The organism is Flavobacterium artemisiae (assembly GCF_042678225.1).
GTDB classification, from domain to species: domain Bacteria; phylum Bacteroidota; class Bacteroidia; order Flavobacteriales; family Flavobacteriaceae; genus Flavobacterium; species Flavobacterium artemisiae.
Window position 1 is genome coordinate 209,801 of the sequence record NZ_JBHUDZ010000007.1, and the last position, 20,083, is coordinate 229,883.

Here is a 20,083-nt window from a genome sequence, read left to right on the forward strand (position 1 = left end):
TTGAGCTTTCCTTCAACAAGAATGTTAACAAACTTCTAAAAAACAATTGCCTAAATTGCATTAAATTGGTCTACAATCGATAAAGTGCAAATAAGACCGTCAAAATGCATTAAAAAAATTAAAAAGAAAGAAAAAACTTATTAATAATTCATATTCGATTTTTGTAGGAATCAGTGTTTGTAAGGGTTTGTAATTTTCTGACAAATAATTCTTTGTAAAAATTTTGTCACAAAAATATTTTGTTATAGAATTGCCTAAATATTTAACTAAACAACATTTTTGTAACAAAAACTCGAATTAATTATGAAAAAAGTTATTATTTCCGCATGCATTGCGTTAATGCTTTTCGCATGCCAAAATGATCAATCTGAAGCTGTAAATTCAGATAGTGCTGTTGCTTCAAGACGTGCTTGTGCATCTCAGGATGTTTTAAACGCACAACTTAAAGCTGATCCGTCTTTAGCCATTCGTATGAATGAAATTGAGGCTTTTACGGCACAACATTCTCTTTCCAATTTTACCGGCCGTTTAGTAAATGGCAAAATTGAGATTCCAGTTGTTGTAAATGTCTTGTACAGAACAACAGCAGAAAACATCTCAAATGCTCAAATCCAATCTCAGATTGATGTTTTGAACAAAGATTTTAATGCCTTGAATACTGATTACAACAGTGTTCCTGCTCTTTTTGCTGGTGTTAAAGCCAACATCGGAATCACATTTGTTTTAGATCAAGTTATCAGAAAATCTACAACAAAAACTTCTTGGGGTACTAATGACGCCATGAAGAAAACGGCTCAAGGCGGACTTGCTCCAACTTCGCCAACTACAAAACTAAATATGTGGTCTTGCGTTATTGGAGGCGGTATTTTAGGTTACGCACAATTTCCTGGTGGAGCTTCTTCTACAGACGGAGTTGTAATTGATCCTAAATATTTTGGACTTTCTGGAACTGCAAATGCGCCATTTAACTTAGGAAGAACTGCTACTCACGAAGTAGGACACTGGATGAATTTGCGTCATATATGGGGAGACGCAACTTGCGGAAGTGATCTTGTTTCTGATACGCCAACACATAATACAGCCAATTATGGTGTTCCTGCTTATCCTCACTACAGTACTTGTTCTGGGACTCCTGTAGAGATGACAATGAACTACATGGATTATGTGGATGATGCAGCAATGTATATGTTCTCAACTGGACAGAAAAATAGAATTTCTGCCATCTTTACCACTGGAGGTGCAAGAGCTTCTTTTGCACAATAAGGTGTAAACATATTTATCTTAAAAGCGGGGCGTAAAACGTCCCGCTTTTTTTTATTTCTAACGGATTTTAAAACGCTTTTCCCTATATTTATAGTCTAAAATTTAAATATGATCACATCAAAAATCATCGCAAACGGAATCTTAAGAGCATTAGCAACTATCTTAATAATTGGTATTGTTTTATATTTTTTATATGAAATTCAGACTGTTATAGTTTATTTATGCATCTCATTGATTCTATGTTTAATTGCTAATCCGTTGGTATTATTTTTAAAAAACAAATTGAAATTCGGCAACTCAATGGCCGCCACAACAACCATTATACTGTTTATCTTTTTGATTGTCGGCTTTATTTTATTGTTTGTTCCTTTGATTATTTCGCAAGCTAATAATTTGGCGTTGTTGGACACAGCACATCTTCAGACCAAATTTATGGAAACCGAAAAACATCTTGAAGAATACTTTAATATTCAGCATATTGATTTAAATAAAGTTATAAAAGATTCAAAACTTACTTCGGTCTTAGATTTTAGCTATTTTACAGGATTTATCAATTCTATAATCAATTTTATGGCCGATATGGGAATGGGATTGGTATCGGTATTTTTTATTACTTTCTTTTTCATAAAAGATCAAGCAACTTTTAAAGATCAGGCGAGAAGAATTCTTCCAGATTCTAATGAAGACAAAATATTAAATTCGATTACCAAAATAAACCATCTTTTAACGCGCTATTTTATTGGTTTATTACTGCAATTGATTGTTGTTTTTATACTTTATCTAATTGTATTAATCATTTTCGGAAATAAAAATGCATTTGTAATCGCTTTTTTATGTGCTATTTTAAATGTAATTCCATATCTCGGACCAATTATCGGAACTACTTTGGCTGGAATTTTAACCATGATCAGTATGATTGGGCAAGATTTTCAATCAGAAATTCTGCCTAAGACTATTTACGTAATTATTGGCTTTTTATTAGTTCAAGCGATTGACAATAATATCAGTCAGCCGATAATTTCGTCAAAAAGTGTAAATTCGCACCCGTTAGAAATATTCTTAGTAATCTTAATCAGCGGTATTACGTTTGGAATTGTCGGAATGATTATAGCCGTTCCAGCATTTACAATGATCAAAGTAATTCTAAAAGAGTTTTTTCCTAACAACAAAATTGTCTCCGTATTAACCGAAAGAATTTAGCTTTGAACACTTCTATTTTGCATCCAGATATCCAGAAATTTATAATTGAAAATACGGGTGCAGATATAACAAAACTAGCACTTCAAAAAAATCCGTTCCCAAATGTGGAATGGATTTTAATTTTAAATCAAATTGAAGCGCGAACAAAAGCAAAAGAGAAACTCCCGACTTGGTTTATTGCTGAAAACATTATTTATCCGAGTAAAATTTCTGTAGAGCAGACTTCTTCTGAAAAAACAGCTTCTTACAAAGCTTCTTTAATTTCAGGAAAAACGGTAATTGATTTAACGGGAGGTTTTGGCGTAGATGATTATTATTTTTCGAAACAATTTGATTCTATAACTCATTGTGAAATTAATGACGATTTATCGGCAGTTGTTCAGCATAATTTTGAACAATTAGACGTAAAAAACTGTACATTTTACAGCGGCGATTCTCAAGATTATTTAGAAAAATCGAATCAAAAATGGGATTGGATTTATATTGATCCGTCGAGAAGAAATGACGCAAAAGGCAAAGTTTTTATGCTGAAAGACTGCTTGCCGAATGTTCCAGAATTACTTGATTTTTATTTTGAAAAATCAGATTCAATTTTAATCAAAACCGCTCCTTTATTAGATATTTCGGCTGGATTATCAGAATTAAAAAATGTAAAAAACACCCATATTATTGCGCTGGAAAACGAGGTAAAAGAACTGCTTTTTGAAATTCATAAAAATTATACTGGCGAAATAACTTTAAAAACGGCCAATATTTTAAAGGACAAAACCGAAACTTTTGAATTTGTTTTGGGGGAAGAAAACTCGTTTTCGATTTATGAACTGCCTAAAAAATATCTTTACGAACCCAACTCTGCCATTATGAAATCTGGTGGTTTTGATGAAGTAAGTTCAATTTTTAATATTGACAAACTGCACAAACATTCGCATTTATACACTTCTGAAAATTTAATTGATTTTCCAGGGCGCCGATTTGAGGTTCAAAAAGTAATTTCATACAATAAAAATGATATGAAAAATGAGCTCGCAAACAAGCAGGCAAACGTTACAACGCGTAATTTTCCTGAAACAGTAGAATACATTCGAAAGAAATGGAAAATAAAAAATGGTGGAAATTTATATTGTTTTTTTACAACTGATGTAAAAGATAACAAAATAGTTTTAATTTGCACCAAAATAAATTAACTAATGAAATATCTAATTACGTTAACATTTTTTCTGTTAACTTTTACTGCTTTTGCTCAAAAACCTTGTGAATACAGCACAAATGTTACCGATTCTCTAGGAACTTACAAAGTAACAAATGAATACTTAATTAGTGAGAAAAACTTTGGCGGTACTTTTAATTACTTGTTTTTTTCGCTTGCACAAACCGACGGACTTCCGACATTAAATGTGCAGTCAATCCAAAAAAGTAAAGATTTTATTAAAGCGAACTGTTTTGATAAAAACTCTAAAATTTACCTGCAATTACAAAACGGAAAAATTGTTTCCCTGCGTCATATTGATCAAGAAAACTGCGGCACCCTTATTCGCGATGACAAAGGATTTGACAATCGTGTGAATACTGGAATTTTCGTGTTTGTTAAAGATAATTTCGAAGAATTGAAAAAATCGCCTGTCACTTTAATGCGTGTCAAATATTTGACTAACATCGAAGATTATATTATTAGACCTGAAATAACCTCTGAAATGAATGGTAAGGTCTACAAACCTGACACTTATTTTATAGAAAATATAAGATGTGTTGAATAATTAACTATTCGCATTTCCATTTTTCGTTGGCAACTTTATCCTTTAAACCTGTTTTTAAATTATAATGCCACCATTCTGAGTCAAACGAATTAAATCCGTTATTAATCATCACTTTTTTCAGATACGCTCTTTTTGAAAGTATTGTTTTTGAAAGCTGTTTGAAATTATGACTCGCCTGAATTCCAAAAAAATCAAAAGGAGTTCCCATATCTACTTCTTTCCCAGTTACATCAACCAAAGAAATATCTACGGCTCCTCCTCTATTATGGATGGAGCCTTTTTTTGGGTCTGCCACATACTCTGGATTCGATACAATAGCAAACATTCTTTTTTGTATATCCAAAGGTCTGTAGCAATCGTATAATTTGATTCTGTAACCTTTTTTCAAAAATTCATTATTTGCTGCAATTAAAGCTTTTACAGTTTTTAACCGAAGCATACATTCAGCACAATCGTAAACTTTTGCTTTTAGAAAATTATCTTCAGTTGCATATTTCATATCATAAATAAAATCGTTACTGTAATCTCTAAGTTTTACAAAAGTAGTATCCGAAATCTGTGATTCTGTTGCATCCGAGTAAGCTTCATGCTGTGCATTTCCAATCGAAACCGAAAATACAAATAGTAAAAAAAACAAAGATTTTGCGAAATGTAACATAAAGTTATAATTTGAGTCTTTCTGTAAGTAAATATAGAAATAATAATTAAATTCGTTCAACTTAAAAGCTTTCTAATTATGACTCAAAAAGTATATTTCTTGTTTCTAAGTATAGTTTTTGTTGTTTCAACACTTACTGCACAACAGACAAAAGCTTTAAAATCAAACAACATTCCATCCGATTACGATATTCAGGATAGTGTTTCGATCAAAACGCGCGACGGAGCAATTTTATCTGCCATTATTGCGCGAAAGAAAAACGATTCTGAATCCAAACCCGTCATTTTACAATATACTATTTATGTAAGAGACAAAGGTCGAGATCTTAAAAGCATCAAAGAATCTGTAGACAAGGGTTACATCGGGATCATCGTTTATTCGAGAGGAAAACGCTTTAGTCCCGACGAAATTAATCCGTATGAAAACGAAAGCAACGATGTTTATGATGCGATAGATTGGATCAGCAAACAAAAATGGTGCAACGGAAGTGTTGCAATGTATGGCGGCAGTTATAACGGATTTACGCAATGGGCTGCGTGTAAAAAAATGCATCCTGCGCTTAAAACCATTGTTCCGTCAGTTGCGAATCGGCCGGGAATGGGTCTTCCGATGGAAAACAATGTTTTTATAAACCCAAATTATGAATGGGCATTTTACGTTGGAAATAACAAATATCTGGACACAGTGGCTGGAAACGACAGAGGCCGTTTTAGAGGAATGATGTTTCAATGGTGGGAAACTGGCGCAGCCTACAAAAAAATGGACAGCATTGACGGAACTCCAAATAGATGGTTTCAAAAATGGGTCAGTCATCCTTCATTCGATAATTACTGGCAGAAAATGGCCCCTTATAAAAAAGATTTTTCGCAGATAAATATTCCAGTTTTGACTTTTGACGGCTATTATAATGATTCGCAAAATTCGAGTTTATATTATTTGAAAGAACTTCAAAAGTACAGCCCCAAAACGCCATTTTATCTGGTGATTGGCCCATATGGTCATTTTGGAACTCAGATTGGCGGTGAAGCAGTTTTAAATGATTACAAAGTAGATCCTAATGCTTTAATTGATATTAAGAAAATCACTTACCAATGGCTTGATTATATTTTGAAAAATGGAGCAAAACCTGAAATTTTAAAAGACAAAATTAATTATGAAGTTATGGGCGCAAATGAATGGAAAAGCGCTCCGTCATTTGAAAAAATGCACAATGATTTCCTGACTTTCTATCTGACCTCAACTCCATCGGGAAACTTTCGTACAGCTGATTTTGTTAAACCAAAAAATAAAGATTTTCTAACACAGGAAGTCGATTTTAAAGATCGCGAAACAAGTAATAACAATTATTATCCGAGTCCAATTATTCGAAAAGAAGTCAGTGCTAACGACGGTTATTTTTTCATCAGCAAACCTTTAGAAGAACCTTTAATTGTTAACGGATCTTTTTTAGGAGAAATCAAACTCCGTATCAATAAAAAAGATTTGGATTTGGGCTTAACACTTTATGAAGTAACTCCAGAAGGCGAATATTTTCATTTATCTTATTACATCGGAAGGGCTAGTTATGCTAAAGATATTGAAAAAAGACAGCTTCTTGAGCCTAACAAAATAGAAACGATTTCTTTTACTAATACCCATTTTGTGAGCAAAAAATTGAGAAAAGGAAGTCGACTGCTTATTTCTTTAAATGTAAATAAAAATCCGTTTTCGCAGTTAAATTACGGAACAGGAAAAGACGTAAGTGAAGAAACGATTAAAGATGCAAAACAACCCTTAATTATAAAATGGTATAATGACAGTTTTGTAAAGATTCCGGTATTAAAATAGCAAATTATTTTTGGATAAATCATTTCCAGGCAAGTAGTTAACACTAAATCTCACCCGTCATTAAAATATTTTCTTTTACGCCTTTATTTTTGAGCATTCTAAAATGAGAACGCACAGCATGATAAAATGGATAAGAAGTGTAAGGAAGATTATATTCTTCGGCATACTTTTTAATGATTGGCGTGATGTAAGGATAATAAGTATGACCAACGTTAGGAAAAAGATGATGCGCAATGTGGTGGGTAAAACCACCATATAAAAAATTAGCCAATTTACTTTCTGTACTAAAATCTTTAGTTACAATCATTTGATGTACTGCCCAAGTATCCGAAAGATTTCCGTCTTCATCGGTTCCAGGAAAATGAGCGTCTTCATCAACATGTGTCGAAACCAAAGCTACAACCCCCAAAACACTGCCGCTCATATGCATGGCCAGCCAAGCAAAAAAAACCACATACCAAGGTTGATTTAATACTAGCATTGGAATAAAAAGTATATAAATCAGATTAATAATTTTTGCCGCAAATAATCTATAAATTTCTTGTCTCGGAATTTTGTCAACTATTTTTTTGACGTAGTTATTTTTCTTTCCAAAAAAATCTTTAAAATCCCTGATATAAATCCAATTCAGACTATACAATGGATAAATAAACCACATGTAAATATGCTGGTATTTATGATAATTAAAAACTGGACTGTTTGGAAAAATTCTAATAATATCACTTTGTTTAATATCGATATCCCAGTCTGGAACATTTGGATAAGCATGATGTAGACCGATATGGCGCCGCATCCAAAGCCAATGGTTACTGCCAAAAAGTTCTAATACATAGAGAAACCATTCGTTATGTTTCGGTTTTTTAAACAAAGCTCCATGTGCCGCATCATGAAAAGCATTGATAAAAAGCACGATCATAGTAATACCGCACAAAATGTAAAAAAGGAATAATAAAGGAGTTTGATTTCCGAAGATTATTATACCGGAATAAAACAAAAAGAAAACTACAAGAAGACCTAAAGACTTAACAACATTTAGTACATAAAAAGATGAATTCTTTAAGACCGTTTCATTCACTTCTAAACGCATCTTTTTAAAAAAATCATCAGTTCCAGATTTAGCATAAACTGGTCGTTTTAATTTTTCCATGTGGTTTTTGGTTAGAATTGCACTATCAAATTTAGTAAAAATTACTAAACAACAACAAATCAAACGATTAGAATAAAAAATGAAAGATTTTCACACTAGATTTAATATCATAAAAAATAAAACCATCCTTATAGGGATGGTTTTTATTTTTTTCTTTACTTTCTAATCTTCAAAGTTTTTCTTTTCAAGATGCAATCTGATTTTATGAATTCGATTTTCAATATCCTCTAAATCAATCAAAACATTCGATTTTTCGTATGAAGCTCTAGAATCATTAACCACATTCGGTGCATTTTCTATTCTAAACAGATCATTTAAATCTATTTCGGGAAAATGCTTATGCAGGCTTATCAAAAAATCTGGGCCAATATTTGCTGTCCCATGTAAATATCGTCCCATCATTGCTGGACTGTATCCTAAAATTTCTCCCACTTCCTTTTGCTTTAATCCTTTCGATTTAAAGAACCTCCCCAATTTCTCGTTATACATAATTTATTTAAAATTGTTACAAAACATAACATAATGTACATTTTTTTACTACAAAATATATGCTCTATATATTATTTTTCTTACTTTTACATTTATAAGCAATATTAAGTAATAAATAGCAAATATATGTCAAAATTAATCAAAATTAACAAGGCAAAAGAAGATAATTCTCACAATGAAATAGCTTATGAGTACATAAATCAAAATTTACCCGCCACATACGTAGACTTAACAATTGCTTGTATTGTAAAAAAAGGACAATTAGCTCCGAATAAATCCCTTATAAGAAATGTAAGAAACAAAACCATTTTTAGAAACGATATCCTACTTGCTTTGGTAGAAGTTGCAAAAGAAAACAAAGAAGCTATTGAAAAAATAAAACAATTGACATCTCAAAGTTAATCGAAACTTTGATGGCAGAAATGATATGAAAGATAAAAAAACACCTAAAAATACAGCTGAATTTTATTCGGTTAAAAACAAATTGTCAAATAAAAACAAATTACCAAAAGAAATTTCTTTATATGGCATGACTCAAGATCAATACAATGAAGGGGTTAAAATTCATTTTAAATGTTTTAGTCAGATCATGAAAGTAATTTGAAACAATTGAAGAATATTTTAAAAAATTAAAAAATTCCCATACCCTCAGGTTTAATAGTAAAACCTAAACGAATCATGCTTTTATGTTCTTGATAATCTATTAAACTTTCTGTATATCCTACAAACCATTGAAGAGTGAGATAATAATTTTCATCCTTATATGGTCGCCAGTTTACTTGTGTCTGTAAGGAACCATAATTTATTAGTCCGCTGCCTTTTCTAAAAAGAACATCGGCACTCCATCGGCCTGGTTTTATTTGATACGTAGCACTTGCTTCGCCGTAGCCGACATATTTTGTTAAACCAGGATTATCATCTTTATCTACTAAAGGTATCCAACCTCGAATTCCAACTATCCATCTGGGAGAAACTTGTGATTTTAATGAAAAAGCAAGCATATTCCAAGTCCTCGAATAAATAGAATCCCGTCCGTTTGATTCATGTTCTAAAGATACAGTTCCATAAGTAAGTCTTCCGCCTTTTAAATAAAAAGGGCGAACGATAGCTACGCCGGGATTAAAATTAATTTCTGAAAAAGGTTTTGAACTTGCATAAATATCCCAAAAGGCCTTTTGAGTATACATTAAATACGGAAAAAAACCTCCCCAAAGAGGCTTTGAATTTAATCGAAGTTTAAAACTTACCTGATATTTTACATCGGCAGTATTTCTGGTAATGGGTTCGTCGATCGGCACACCAGTTAAAAAGTAGTTATCTCTATGAACTGAAAAACTATTCTCTTTTAATAATGAATCTGCAGCTCGAAAATTTTTCTTCTCTTCTACAATTTGGGATTTTACTTGGATTGAAAATAATATCAGGAAAATTAAAACGTGTTTAAAATGCATTCTTAATGTAAATTTGAGGTTGTTATTCTAGCCTATTACACTAAGTTACGTTTTTTAGATTATTTAAAAAACAATCAACTACAATTAAAAGCAAATTGTTTTTTGTATTTTAATGTGTTTTAAAATATTCGGATACATTTGGTAAAGCTGCTAAATTTAATTCTAATTCAGTATTGCCTCTGTCCACATATGCACCTATGGTGAAAGAACCGTACGAAATTAATTTTACTTGAGCTGTTCCATTTTCTACAGTTAGTAATCGGAAAGGAGGATCTCCAAATGTATCATGCAAAGCTAAGAGTATTACCTCGCCTGAATTTAATGGATTATCATTATTAATAGATTTTACGCTTAAATCAATTTCATAGAAACCTTTAGAAATTTCGGTAACGCTTGCAGATAATTCTCTTTCATTATTTATTGCTTTTCCACCCCATTGACCCAATTGCGGATCAATAGGATTTGTTTGTAATCCTATTTTTAGTTTTTCCTGCGCATCATTAACCATATTATTAACATATGATGTTATATCACTTTGTGTCTCATTTACATCTGGCCTATTTGCGATTTCTGCACTTTTAACTTGAATATCTTCAATAGGAATATCGGGTTTATTGACGATTTTTAAAAGATTTTGCGCGGCATCGCTTTTTATACTTATCTCGTCTTGTAATTTGACATTTTCCTTTTTTGTTTCTTTAAGTTTTTCAGTTACTTGCTCAATCTTTTTCAACATATTATCATCTACTATTTTATATTTAGGCGACAATACAAGTCTCATGTAATTGTAGCCGACATACAATCCTAAAACTGAAAAATAAACTAAAATAGACATGGCATAAAAATCAACATAGCTTTGATTATTCGAGTCTTTCTTTACAAACTGTCCTAAATTATAAAGATACTCTGGGATTTCCCTTAAATTTACCAAACCCAATCCAACAATTATTTTTGTGAGCCATTCCGAGATTTCTACAAGGCTGTTATTTAAAGTATAATCACTAGAATCTGTTGCATTCCTTTTTGGCATTCCGAAAAGTGTTCCTGTGAAAAAACCACAAACCAAAGATGACATTCCTAGCAAAATACCAATAAAAACTAAAGAAAATCCATTTCCATTATTGGATAAAGGAAATCCAATAACACCTATTAATCCAACAATTAGACTTAATAAAAAGTATATCAAAATTGAAGGTTCAGTTTCTATTTCTTTTTTTATTTGTTCGGCTACAAATTCTGAATCATCATCATCTTCCCACTTATTTTTGTTGATAAATCTTGCCCATTTATGCTTCGATTGATTCTCTAAATTACTCATCATCTTATTTTTTTTGATAAATCTAACAATTGATTTAGGCATTTTTATAGTGTAAAACTGTAATAAAAAATGCCTTTAGAAATGAATTATTTTAATTATTTTTAATTGATGCAGGCTAATAAAAAATGCTGTTTGGCTTGAATAAAAAACTAAAAAAATATAAAGTAGAACTGGCTTTTAGCAAAAAAGTAAAGTCTTCAAGGAATGGATAATTATCACTAAAAAAACATCATATATAAATTTACAATACATTTTAAGGTAATTGTAAACAAATATATAATTTACAGGCAACATACTATCAAGTAGTTATACCTTTTTTATGTCATTTTAGATAAAACTTAATTATAAAAATTTCCATTTTTATGATTCATTCAGCAACAAAATTGATGTAATTCTGCTGAGAAGTTCATTTTTATGAAGTATAAAAAATTAAAATTTTAGTTTAAAATATTTTTCGTTTCGAATATTTTCTTTTCCAATACAAGAGATAGGCAATTCCTAAAATCAACACCAAAATGTCAAATTTTATTATCTGTGGAATCCTTATAATTTGATCACTGTAGTAACTTCCGCCAAGTAACGCGCCCAATCCAATTCCCACTTCCATAGAAATATACATAGTTGCAATCGCTTTTCCTCGATGTGCAGGATCACTTAAATCAATAGTCCACGCGTTGATTGCCGGCGACAAAATACCTGCTCCCATTCCATAAAGTGACGCTCCTGCCAAAAGTATCGTTATGCTGTCTCCAATACTAATTACAAAAAGAGCGACTGCAATTATGATCATTCCTGCAAGTATAACATTTACACGTCCGTGTCTGTCCGACACCTTTCCGGCACCAAATCTTACCATAACCGAAGCAATAGTAAATGCAGTAAAAAATATTCCTTTATTTTCAGCACCAAGATATTCACTCCAATCAGGGATTAAAGTTAAAACCAAACCATAAGCCGTATAAGAGAAAAAAGTGATGATTCCAGCAGGAAGTGCGCCAATATCTATAATATCTTTTCGACTAATTAAAAACATTGATTTGTGGAGTTTTTCTTTTTCAGCCAAAGTCTCCTTCATATTCATCACAATTACAATCGATAAAAAAGCAAGAAACGACGAACTATAAAACATAATGTCAATTCCATAAGCATTAACAACCATACCTCCAAGAGCTGGTCCTAAAGCTCCACCAATGCTAAAACACAGTCCATGCATACCTAAACCTTCTCCCCAACGCTCTCTCGGAATAATATCAGCCACATAAGCAGAAGTTGCTGTAGGTTTAAATCCGGTCGAAAAACCATGAACGAGACGCAAAAAAAGAAATCCAGCAACCGAGCTTAATATTGGATATAAAAATCCGCAAATAAGACATACCACAGATCCAACAGCCATTACAGGAACACGGCCCCATTTATCAGTAAGTTTACCACTAAACGGACGCGAAATTGCTGCCGTAAGCGTAAATAATGAAATAATAAAACCTTTATATTCTGCACCTCCTAAACTGCTTAAATAGCTCGGAAGCTCTGGAATTATCATATTAAAGCTTGAGGAGAATAAAAGCGAACTCAAACAAAGCAAAATAAATTGCAGTGTATAAATAGATTTTGGTTTTTGTGACATTATCCGACTGTTTGATAAAGTTTGTAAAAATCTGCGACAACTCAAAGTTAATAAAATAAAAACCACTCGAAATTAGTGGCTAATTGTGATCCCAGAAGGATTCGAACTAATTGTTCAACTAAGGCCGGAAATTGATTTGTTTCTGTATTTCTAAATACAAAATTTATAAAAAATATTATCTCTTATTTTAATAAAAAATAAAAAAACAACTAACAACAAACAACTAACAATCAGATATATAAAAATTAATTTTCGGGATTTCCAAACAAAAACGGATTAGATGAGGAAAACCGTAAGGAATTATTAATTGCATGTTTTAGATTTGGCGTTCATTAACAGATTTAATAAATCTAAAATTAACATTATTTTTTGTCATGCGTAAGTTATGAACAAAACGTGATCCAACAATTAGATTTAATTACATAAGAACAATTAATCATTTTATTTAAAAAAAATTAACCAATTAATTCTGTGAAAAAAAATACCACTACAGTATTATTATCAATTAACATATTGTTAATTACAATTTTATTCTCATTCATATTTATTTATTACAACTCAAAATCTAAAATTGTTTACGTAAATACAATACAACTCTTTGAAAATTTTACTATGACCAAAGAGTTTAAAAAAGCCGGAGAAAAAGAATTTAATTTAATTAAAACAAAGGTCGATTCTCTTTACGCAAAACTTCAATCAGTACCAAATGATACTACTGAAAAAAAGCTTTTAATGGAGCAGTTTATTCAGAAAAAAGAAGAATTAGAAAAATTCAATGAATCATTTGCAACTAAGCAATCTTCAAAAATTTGGATTAGAATAAAAGCTTATTCTACGGAGTTTTCGAAGATAAACAATTATCAACTTATCCTTGGTGAACAAAATGGAACATTCATTTTATCTGCAGATGAAAAAATTGATGTGACAAATGCATTGCTTTCTTATTTAAATAAAAAATATGAAGGCATTGAATAAAGTTGTTTTTATTTTCTTATTTATATTAATCTCTTGTCACAATAAAAAATCAAAAGATTTCGATGACACAGAAATTAGAGAACGCTATTTCAACCTTGAGAAAATTGGCTGGAAGTCACGTGTTTATACTCAAAAGATTGAAGACATTGGCTTTATTGCAACAGAAGTGCCTATTCAATACTATTTATTGAAAAACAAAGGAACTGATAGCCTAAGAACGGTTGACTCCTTATACGAAGAAAACAAAAGAGAACGTATCGTAGAATTTACATTCCAGCAGGAAGATGAGAAAGATCTTCTTTCAAAAAATTTTACAGGTATGGAATATACTGATGCTGTTAAGTATATGTCTTTTGGCCTCGATAAAGATTTTTACATCGTTACCTCAAAAAACGATACTATTTCATGCTCTGGAGTTAATTATGAAAGATCATATAAAATTGTACCCTATCAACGTGTATTGCTATTCTTTTCAGGAATAGATCCAAATGAAAAAATACAGTTAATATATAATGATTTCCTATTTAGAAAAGGGACATTAAAATTTAAATTTAAAGATACCTATACCCCATTAGCCTTATGATTAAGCAAAAAAAAGTAAGTAAATTTAAAAAAACAATTGCTATATATTTAGCAATGATGATTCTTTTAGAAACTTTGCAGCCAATGCAAATTTACGCATTGACTGGAGGTCCATCGCAACCGGAATTTGAGTCCTTTACTCCTATTGGAACTTCAGAAATGGTTGATTTGTCAAGTGGCGATTTCTCGTACAATATTCCGATAATGGATGTTGGAGGTTATCCCTTAAATCTTGCTTACAACTCTGGAGTAAGCATGGATCAAGAAGCTTCATGGGTAGGTCTAGGATGGAATTTAGATGTGGGACAAATTACCAGGCAACTTAGGGGGTTACCTGATGATTTTAACGGAGATGAAATGATTTACGAAAATAATTTAAAACCAAATATTACAGTTGGAGCAAATGTTGGTGTTTTTGCTACGGCATTTGGAGTTAAAGAATCAAAGGCAAAAGCCAGTATTGGGTTAGCAGTTAAATACAATAATTTCGATGGTGTGACTGTAACATCTAGTGCAGGTTTAAGTTATCAAATCAGCAACAATCTTTCGGTAGGAATGAATATAGAATCTTCAGCTTCTGAAGGAGCTTCTGTATCCCCAAGTCTTTCATTTGGACAAAAATTTGAAGGTTCAGATAAAAGTAATTATCAACTTGGAACAAGTGTGGGTATAAGTTACAATAGTAGAAAAGGCTTGGAAAATATGACTTTTAAAACCTCTGCAAGTAAATCATTTACTAAAACTGTAGATAATAAAAAAGTGGACAGCTCAATCGATGATTTAAAATCAGGTTCAATTTCGTTTATCGACGCGTCCTTTACACCAACCAAGAGAGTTGGAATGTCTTCTTTTAACTATATGTTTAATGTAAATATTGAAGGAGAAGTTTGGGGAATTGAACCAGGAGTAAAATTTGGAGGATATGTAACTTCTCAAGGAATCAAAGATTCTGAAAAATATAAAATTGAAAAAGGATATGGTTTTGAGAATACTTATAATGCAGGAAGATCTGATATCTTAGATTTTAATCGAGAAAAAGACAAAATTTTTAATAAAAATACAACTTCATTACCTATTACTAACAATACTTATGATTTGTATAGTATTCAAGGCCAAGGCATTTCTGGTATGTACCGACCTTACAAATCACAAGTAGGTTATGTTTATGATAATGAAACTACCGATGCTAGTGCTGGAGGAGCTCTTGGATTAGAATTTGGTGCTGGCGGAGGGGTTCACCTAGGTGTTGACGCAACTGTAACTCTAGGAGATAGTAAGTCATCTGTATGGGAAAATTTAAATCCTGCACTTAGTCGATTTAAAGAGAAAAAAACAGGTAACAGAGCTGATTATGAAAAAGTATTTTTTAAAAATATTGGCGGTAATCATGTTGATCAAGAATTGAATCTTTTACGTGATAAATTAGGTGGATATAGTCCAATAAAGTTAAACGTTGAAGGTAGTAAATTTTCAAGAAGAACTTCCCAAAGTTATTATGCAAAAGACAACTCCGAAGCGAATAAAATTACTGGAGCTAGTGCATTATTACGCGAAAAACGTTTATCTCGAAATCAATCTATTCAAAAACTAACAAGAGCAGAAGCTAGAAGCTATGGTTCAAATCTTTTGAGTCCGTATTCAATTAAAGGAAAACATGACCACCACACTTCAGAAATAAAAATAACAAAAGAAGGAGGTGAACGCTATATCTATGGAAGAGCTCTTTATAATGTTGTAAAAAAAGAGGTTACTTTCGATGTGGGCAAAGATAGTATAGATCATAAAAATGGTTTAGTAAAATATAAGCAAGGAGACAATTCTACAAGAAATAATCGCGAAGGAGACCAATATTTCAATCGTATTACTACCCCGGCTTATGCGCATTCTTATTTACTTACTTCGGTTTTATCACCAGATTACCAAGATATAAAAGGAGATGGTCTTACGGACGATGATTTAGGGACTTACACTTCATTTGAGTATGAAAACAAAACTCCAAAATCAACATATAAGTGGAGAGTTCCGTTTAAAAAAAATATGGCTAATCACGACGAAGGACTTCGTTCTAATAAAAAGGACAATAGAGGAAATTATTTATATGGTGAAAAAGAGCTCTTATATGTAAAAAAAATTACAACTAAAACTCATATTGCATTTTTTCATCTTTCAGAGAGAATGGATGGCTATGGAGTAGAAGATGAAAATGGAGGCCGTGGTAATGATTCAAAAATGTATAAGCTTGATAGTATATCACTGTATTCTAAGCCTGAATATGAAGTTAAAATGAATAAAGGAGAATTGCCAATTCCTATTAAAAAGGTACACTTCGAGTATAGTTATAGTCTCTGCCAAAATATTGATAACAATATTAATACAGAAAAACGTAATAGTCAATTTGATGGACAAAGAGGAAAATTAACTTTAACTAAAGTTTATTTTACTTATAAAAATTCTAAAATGGGCAAATTTACTCCCTATATATTTAAATATGCACCAAAACAATTAACAGATAAAAAAGATGGTACTGCTGATCCAGAATACAAACTAGAAAACGACACTATTAATAATCCTTCTTATGACATGAAAGGTTATGATGTCTGGGGAAATTATAGACCGTCGGCATTAAATTTAAACGGCAGTACTACAGGAAATTTATCAAACTCTGAATATCCCTATATTGATCAAACTGATCGCTCAAAAGCAGACCAATATGCTGCATCCTGGCTCCTAAAATCCATCCGACTACCATCTGGTGGACAAATTGAGGTTAAATTTGAAGCGGATGATTATGCTTTTGTTCAAGACAAGCAAGCAATGCAAATGTTCAAAGTTGCGGGTAGCGGCGGAATAACTCCAAACAATATCAATGATATTGATGGATCAATTAAGAAAAGTTCTATTGGAGAATATTTGTACGTTGAGATAGACAAAAACATGGATAGTAAAACCTTTAAAGAAACTTATCTAAAATCAATCGGAACAGAAGAAAACCCGTTATATTTTAGATTCTTACTTAACATGGTCAACCCAAACCCATTGCCAGGCGGCAATACAGATAAATATGACTATGTTACAGGCTACCTAACTCTAAATCAATCTTTAGATTGCGGTTTTTTTACTGCAAATGGTAAAAAATACGTTTCAATTCCAATATTATACGTTGGAATGGGCGATGGTTTTAGTAAAGAATCTGACAGAGATACAAACCCTATACAGAAAGCAGGATGGAACTTTGGCCGACAAAACCTAAACAGACTAGTTTACAACAAATTAAACGAAGAAGACACAAATGATGCAAAAGGGATTATAATGGAATTGATTGGATCGATGTCTGGTTTATTAGAACTTTTTTCAAGTCCAAATGGTACATTAAAAAATTATGGAATTGCCAGCAAATTTGTTACTGGAAAATCATGGATTCGTCTTATGAATATCAATGGGCACAAAATTGGTGGAGGAAGTCGTGTAAAAAATATTGAATTACATGATCAATGGAATATAATGACTGGAAATGATGATAATGAGCTTTATCATCAGTCTTATGGGCAGAATTACACCTATAATGACGTAAATGGAAATTCATCTGGAGTAGCTACATACGAACCTTTAGGCTCTAAAGAAAATCCTCTGATCAAACCTTTTTATGATAAAAAGAAAAGAGACCTCTTATTGGGGCCAGAGAGTAGTAATTACGTAGAAGAACCTTTAGGTGAGTCTTTTTTTCCAAATCCAAAAGTTACTTACAGCAGAGTTAAAGTGGCAAACTTATCAAGGCAAAAAACTGAAAACAATCAAAACATGGTAGTTAAAAAACATGCAACAGGATCTGTTGTAACTGAATTTTACACTTCTAAAGAGTTCCCAACAATTGTAGATCGTACTGTGTTATCCTCAAATTTTGATTCGTCAACTGCTTTGGCCAGTCTTTTAAATCTAAATGTCAAAAATCACATTACCTTGTCACAGGGATTCTCTATACATACAAATGATATGGACGGAAAAATGAAGAAGCAACAGGTGTACGGTGAAGGTCAGACTGAAGCTATTTCAGAAGTTGAATATAACTATAGTACAATAGAAAACACTGCAAATGTAGATAATGGCAGGTTAAATAATACCGTAAAAACCGTAGATTCTGAAGGATTAATCGCTGAAAAAATGGTTGGAATTGACTATGATGTAATAAATGATTTTAGAGAAAGTACTACCAAAACTACAACAGCTGGTCTTCATTTTAATATTGCAACTCTTCCATTTACTATTATAATTGTTGTTGTCCCTACTCCTATTCCAAGTTATTCACAACATGAAGACAGGATTAGGACAGCTACTACCACAAAAGTGATACACAGCTCAGGTATACTAGTAGAAAAAATTGCACGAGATCTTACCTCAATAGTTTCAACAAAAAATTTAGCATGGGATGCAGAAACTGGTGAAGTATTATTAACGCAGACTACTAATGAATATGACGATAATTATTTCAATTTTAATTTTCCTGCCTATTGGAGTTATGACGGAATGAGTCAAGCCGCAAAAAATATTGATTTTTCTTCAGGAATTGAAAAATCAGAGAATGGATATAAATTTACAGAGACAACAAAAGCCTCGGATTACTTAATTAATGGTGATGAAGTATTTATTACTGGAAAAGATTCAGATGGCAACAGAGTAGATACTAAAGCTTGGATTGTAGATGTTAATAACATTAATTTTAAACTCCTCGATTCAGAAGGAAAATTAATTAGAAATATTGATCAATTAGGAAAACTAAAGGTAATTCGTTCAGGTCATCGCAACATGCAAACTGCATCTATGGCAAGTGTTACATCTATGCGAAATCCTTTGTATAATTACGATGCAAATAATAAAATTGTATGTATCAAAGAAAATATAGGATCAAATCCATTTGAAACTGGAGATTCAAGCAGTAGAATTGTCAATGCATCTGCAATAACTTATAATGAAATTTGGCCCTCACAATGTGAGTGTAATCTACCTAAAATGGTGTTTGACTCAAAAGGGAAACTAACATATGAATATGAAAAAACTACTAGTAGTAATGATGATGCTGATGCTGCAAACTTTTACAATCCTTATTTATTCAATATACTTGGAAATTGGAGAGCCAACAAATCTTATGCTTTCTTAACAGGGCGTAACTATACCCAAGATCCGACTCCTCGTAAAACAGGCTTCTTCGCCGATTTTTATCCATTATATGTTAAAGATGGAAACCAATGGGTAGTTTCATCATCAAACTCAAAAAAATGGACTTTTGCTTCAGAAGTTACCCAATATAATCCTTATGGTCAGGAATTAGAAAATAAGGATGCTTTAGATCGTTATTCTTCTGCTTTATATGGCTATAATAATCGTTTACCTGTAGCCGTAGCTTCTAATACGAAGTACAGCGAATTGGCATCGGATGGATTTGAAGATTATGACAGTAATCCTGAATGTGACAAAGCTTCTCATTTTGACTATAAGGCGCAATTAAAACAGAATGATATAAGTGTAACCACAATGCAATCTCATACTGGAAGAAAAAGCTTAAGAGTAGCCCCAAATAAAAAAGCAGTGGTAAAAAAACAAGTAATACTTTGTCCACCTGCAACAACAAATGCTCAATAATTCTAGGGAAGAAATAAAAACTATTTAACAAATAACTGGTTCATAAACGAGTCAATTAATAGAAAAAGTATGTCAAAAAGTTTTAGAATAAAGAAATACTGGGTTATTACTTTTGTTATGATATTCTATTCATCAATAACAATAGCAGGTGATCTAAAAGT

General features: G+C 31.8%; 15 protein-coding genes. 9 read left to right on the plus strand and 6 right to left on the minus strand.

All coding sequences use genetic code 11. The features are described 5' to 3' along the window. Positions 1 to 303: 303 nt before the first annotated feature. The 4 genes from ACFSC2_RS06125 to ACFSC2_RS06140 all read left to right on the plus strand — a co-directional run bounded on the left by ACFSC2_RS06125 (position 304) and on the right by ACFSC2_RS06140 (position 4,217). Positions 304 to 1,263 carry a zinc metalloprotease gene (locus ACFSC2_RS06125; RefSeq protein ID WP_379816526.1) on the plus strand — a complete coding sequence of 320 codons (960 nt, stop codon included), beginning with the start codon at positions 304 to 306 and terminating at the stop codon, positions 1,261 to 1,263. Positions 1,264 to 1,371: 108 nt separating this feature from the next. Continuing rightward, positions 1,372 to 2,463: an AI-2E family transporter gene (locus ACFSC2_RS06130; protein ID WP_379816527.1), complete on the plus strand. Its 1,092-nt coding sequence runs from the start codon at positions 1,372 to 1,374 to the stop codon at positions 2,461 to 2,463. 2 nt (positions 2,464 to 2,465) lie between these two features. After that, positions 2,466 to 3,647 carry a class I SAM-dependent methyltransferase gene (locus ACFSC2_RS06135; protein WP_379816528.1) on the plus strand — a complete coding sequence of 394 codons (1,182 nt, stop codon included), beginning with the start codon at positions 2,466 to 2,468 and terminating at the stop codon, positions 3,645 to 3,647. A gap of 3 nt (positions 3,648 to 3,650) precedes the next feature. Continuing rightward, positions 3,651 to 4,217, plus strand: coding sequence for a hypothetical protein (locus tag ACFSC2_RS06140; protein WP_379816529.1), 567 nt, complete (start codon positions 3,651 to 3,653; stop codon positions 4,215 to 4,217). 4 nt (positions 4,218 to 4,221) lie between these two features. Here ACFSC2_RS06140 and ACFSC2_RS06145 read toward each other — a convergent pair whose 3' ends face one another. Further along, complete coding sequence (locus tag ACFSC2_RS06145; RefSeq protein WP_379816530.1) at positions 4,222 to 4,875, minus strand: M15 family metallopeptidase; 654 nt, start codon at positions 4,873 to 4,875, stop codon at positions 4,222 to 4,224. Positions 4,876 to 4,953: 78 nt separating this feature from the next. Between ACFSC2_RS06145 and ACFSC2_RS06150 the strand changes: the two genes are divergently transcribed. Beyond that, positions 4,954 to 6,702: a CocE/NonD family hydrolase gene (locus tag ACFSC2_RS06150; protein WP_379816531.1), complete on the plus strand. Its 1,749-nt coding sequence runs from the start codon at positions 4,954 to 4,956 to the stop codon at positions 6,700 to 6,702. Between the two features lie 43 nt (positions 6,703 to 6,745). On the opposite strand, the gene ACFSC2_RS06155 is transcribed toward ACFSC2_RS06150, so the two are convergent. Both ACFSC2_RS06155 and ACFSC2_RS06160 read right to left on the minus strand, forming a co-directional pair. Beyond that, positions 6,746 to 7,849 carry a fatty acid desaturase family protein gene (locus ACFSC2_RS06155; RefSeq protein WP_379816533.1) on the minus strand — a complete coding sequence of 368 codons (1,104 nt, stop codon included), beginning with the start codon at positions 7,847 to 7,849 and terminating at the stop codon, positions 6,746 to 6,748. Positions 7,850 to 8,011: 162 nt separating this feature from the next. Beyond that, positions 8,012 to 8,338 carry a helix-turn-helix domain-containing protein gene (locus tag ACFSC2_RS06160; protein WP_379816534.1) on the minus strand — a complete coding sequence of 109 codons (327 nt, stop codon included), beginning with the start codon at positions 8,336 to 8,338 and terminating at the stop codon, positions 8,012 to 8,014. 126 nt (positions 8,339 to 8,464) lie between these two features. Here ACFSC2_RS06160 and ACFSC2_RS06165 point away from each other — a divergent pair, with 126 nt between their 5' ends. Further along, positions 8,465 to 8,740, plus strand: coding sequence for a hypothetical protein (locus ACFSC2_RS06165; RefSeq protein WP_379816535.1), 276 nt, complete (start codon positions 8,465 to 8,467; stop codon positions 8,738 to 8,740). Between the two features lie 227 nt (positions 8,741 to 8,967). Here ACFSC2_RS06165 and ACFSC2_RS06170 read toward each other — a convergent pair whose 3' ends face one another. From ACFSC2_RS06170 to ACFSC2_RS06180, 3 genes are all read right to left on the minus strand, one after another. Next, on the minus strand, positions 8,968 to 9,789 hold the full coding sequence (locus ACFSC2_RS06170; protein WP_379816537.1) for a phospholipase A: 822 nt from the start codon (positions 9,787 to 9,789) through the stop codon (positions 8,968 to 8,970). A gap of 109 nt (positions 9,790 to 9,898) precedes the next feature. Continuing rightward, complete coding sequence (locus ACFSC2_RS06175; protein ID WP_379816538.1) at positions 9,899 to 11,107, minus strand: pYEATS domain-containing protein; 1,209 nt, start codon at positions 11,105 to 11,107, stop codon at positions 9,899 to 9,901. Positions 11,108 to 11,549: 442 nt separating this feature from the next. Further along, positions 11,550 to 12,731: an MFS transporter gene (locus ACFSC2_RS06180; RefSeq protein WP_379816539.1), complete on the minus strand. Its 1,182-nt coding sequence runs from the start codon at positions 12,729 to 12,731 to the stop codon at positions 11,550 to 11,552. A gap of 471 nt (positions 12,732 to 13,202) precedes the next feature. Between ACFSC2_RS06180 and ACFSC2_RS06185 the strand changes: the two genes are divergently transcribed. The 3 genes from ACFSC2_RS06185 to ACFSC2_RS06195 are packed head-to-tail and all read left to right on the plus strand — an operon-like array spanning position 13,203 to position 19,922. Next, complete coding sequence (locus tag ACFSC2_RS06185; RefSeq protein ID WP_379816540.1) at positions 13,203 to 13,706, plus strand: OmpH/Skp family outer membrane protein; 504 nt, start codon at positions 13,203 to 13,205, stop codon at positions 13,704 to 13,706. After that, positions 13,690 to 14,289, plus strand: a complete 600-nt coding sequence (locus ACFSC2_RS06190; protein WP_379816541.1) for a hypothetical protein — start codon at positions 13,690 to 13,692, stop codon at positions 14,287 to 14,289. Before ACFSC2_RS06185 ends, ACFSC2_RS06190 begins: the two co-directional genes overlap by 17 nt. Continuing rightward, entirely contained in the window at positions 14,286 to 19,922 is a 5,637-nt protein-coding gene (locus ACFSC2_RS06195; RefSeq protein WP_379816542.1) for a hypothetical protein, read from the plus strand. Before ACFSC2_RS06190 ends, ACFSC2_RS06195 begins: the two co-directional genes overlap by 4 nt. The last annotated feature ends 161 nt before the right edge of the window (positions 19,923 to 20,083 follow it).

Excerpts from the sequence above, each read along its gene's own strand:
- ACFSC2_RS06165 (WP_379816535.1), top strand. The coding sequence starts at position 8,465 with ATGTCAAAATTAATCAAAATTAACAAGGCAAAAGAAGATAATTCTCAC.
- ACFSC2_RS06170 (WP_379816537.1), bottom strand. The coding sequence starts at position 9,789 with ATGCATTTTAAACACGTTTTAATTTTCCTGATATTATTTTCAATCCAA.
- ACFSC2_RS06190 (WP_379816541.1), top strand. The coding sequence starts at position 13,690 with ATGAAGGCATTGAATAAAGTTGTTTTTATTTTCTTATTTATATTAATC.
- ACFSC2_RS06180 (WP_379816539.1), bottom strand. The coding sequence starts at position 12,731 with ATGTCACAAAAACCAAAATCTATTTATACACTGCAATTTATTTTGCTT.
- ACFSC2_RS06155 (WP_379816533.1), bottom strand. The coding sequence starts at position 7,849 with ATGGAAAAATTAAAACGACCAGTTTATGCTAAATCTGGAACTGATGAT.
- ACFSC2_RS06140 (WP_379816529.1), top strand. The coding sequence starts at position 3,651 with ATGAAATATCTAATTACGTTAACATTTTTTCTGTTAACTTTTACTGCT.
- ACFSC2_RS06130 (WP_379816527.1), top strand. The coding sequence starts at position 1,372 with ATGATCACATCAAAAATCATCGCAAACGGAATCTTAAGAGCATTAGCA.
- ACFSC2_RS06150 (WP_379816531.1), top strand. The coding sequence starts at position 4,954 with ATGACTCAAAAAGTATATTTCTTGTTTCTAAGTATAGTTTTTGTTGTT.
- ACFSC2_RS06145 (WP_379816530.1), bottom strand. The coding sequence starts at position 4,875 with ATGTTACATTTCGCAAAATCTTTGTTTTTTTTACTATTTGTATTTTCG.
- ACFSC2_RS06175 (WP_379816538.1), bottom strand. The coding sequence starts at position 11,107 with ATGAGTAATTTAGAGAATCAATCGAAGCATAAATGGGCAAGATTTATC.
- ACFSC2_RS06195 (WP_379816542.1), top strand. The coding sequence starts at position 14,286 with ATGATTAAGCAAAAAAAAGTAAGTAAATTTAAAAAAACAATTGCTATA.
- ACFSC2_RS06125 (WP_379816526.1), top strand. The coding sequence starts at position 304 with ATGAAAAAAGTTATTATTTCCGCATGCATTGCGTTAATGCTTTTCGCA.
- ACFSC2_RS06160 (WP_379816534.1), bottom strand. The coding sequence starts at position 8,338 with ATGTATAACGAGAAATTGGGGAGGTTCTTTAAATCGAAAGGATTAAAG.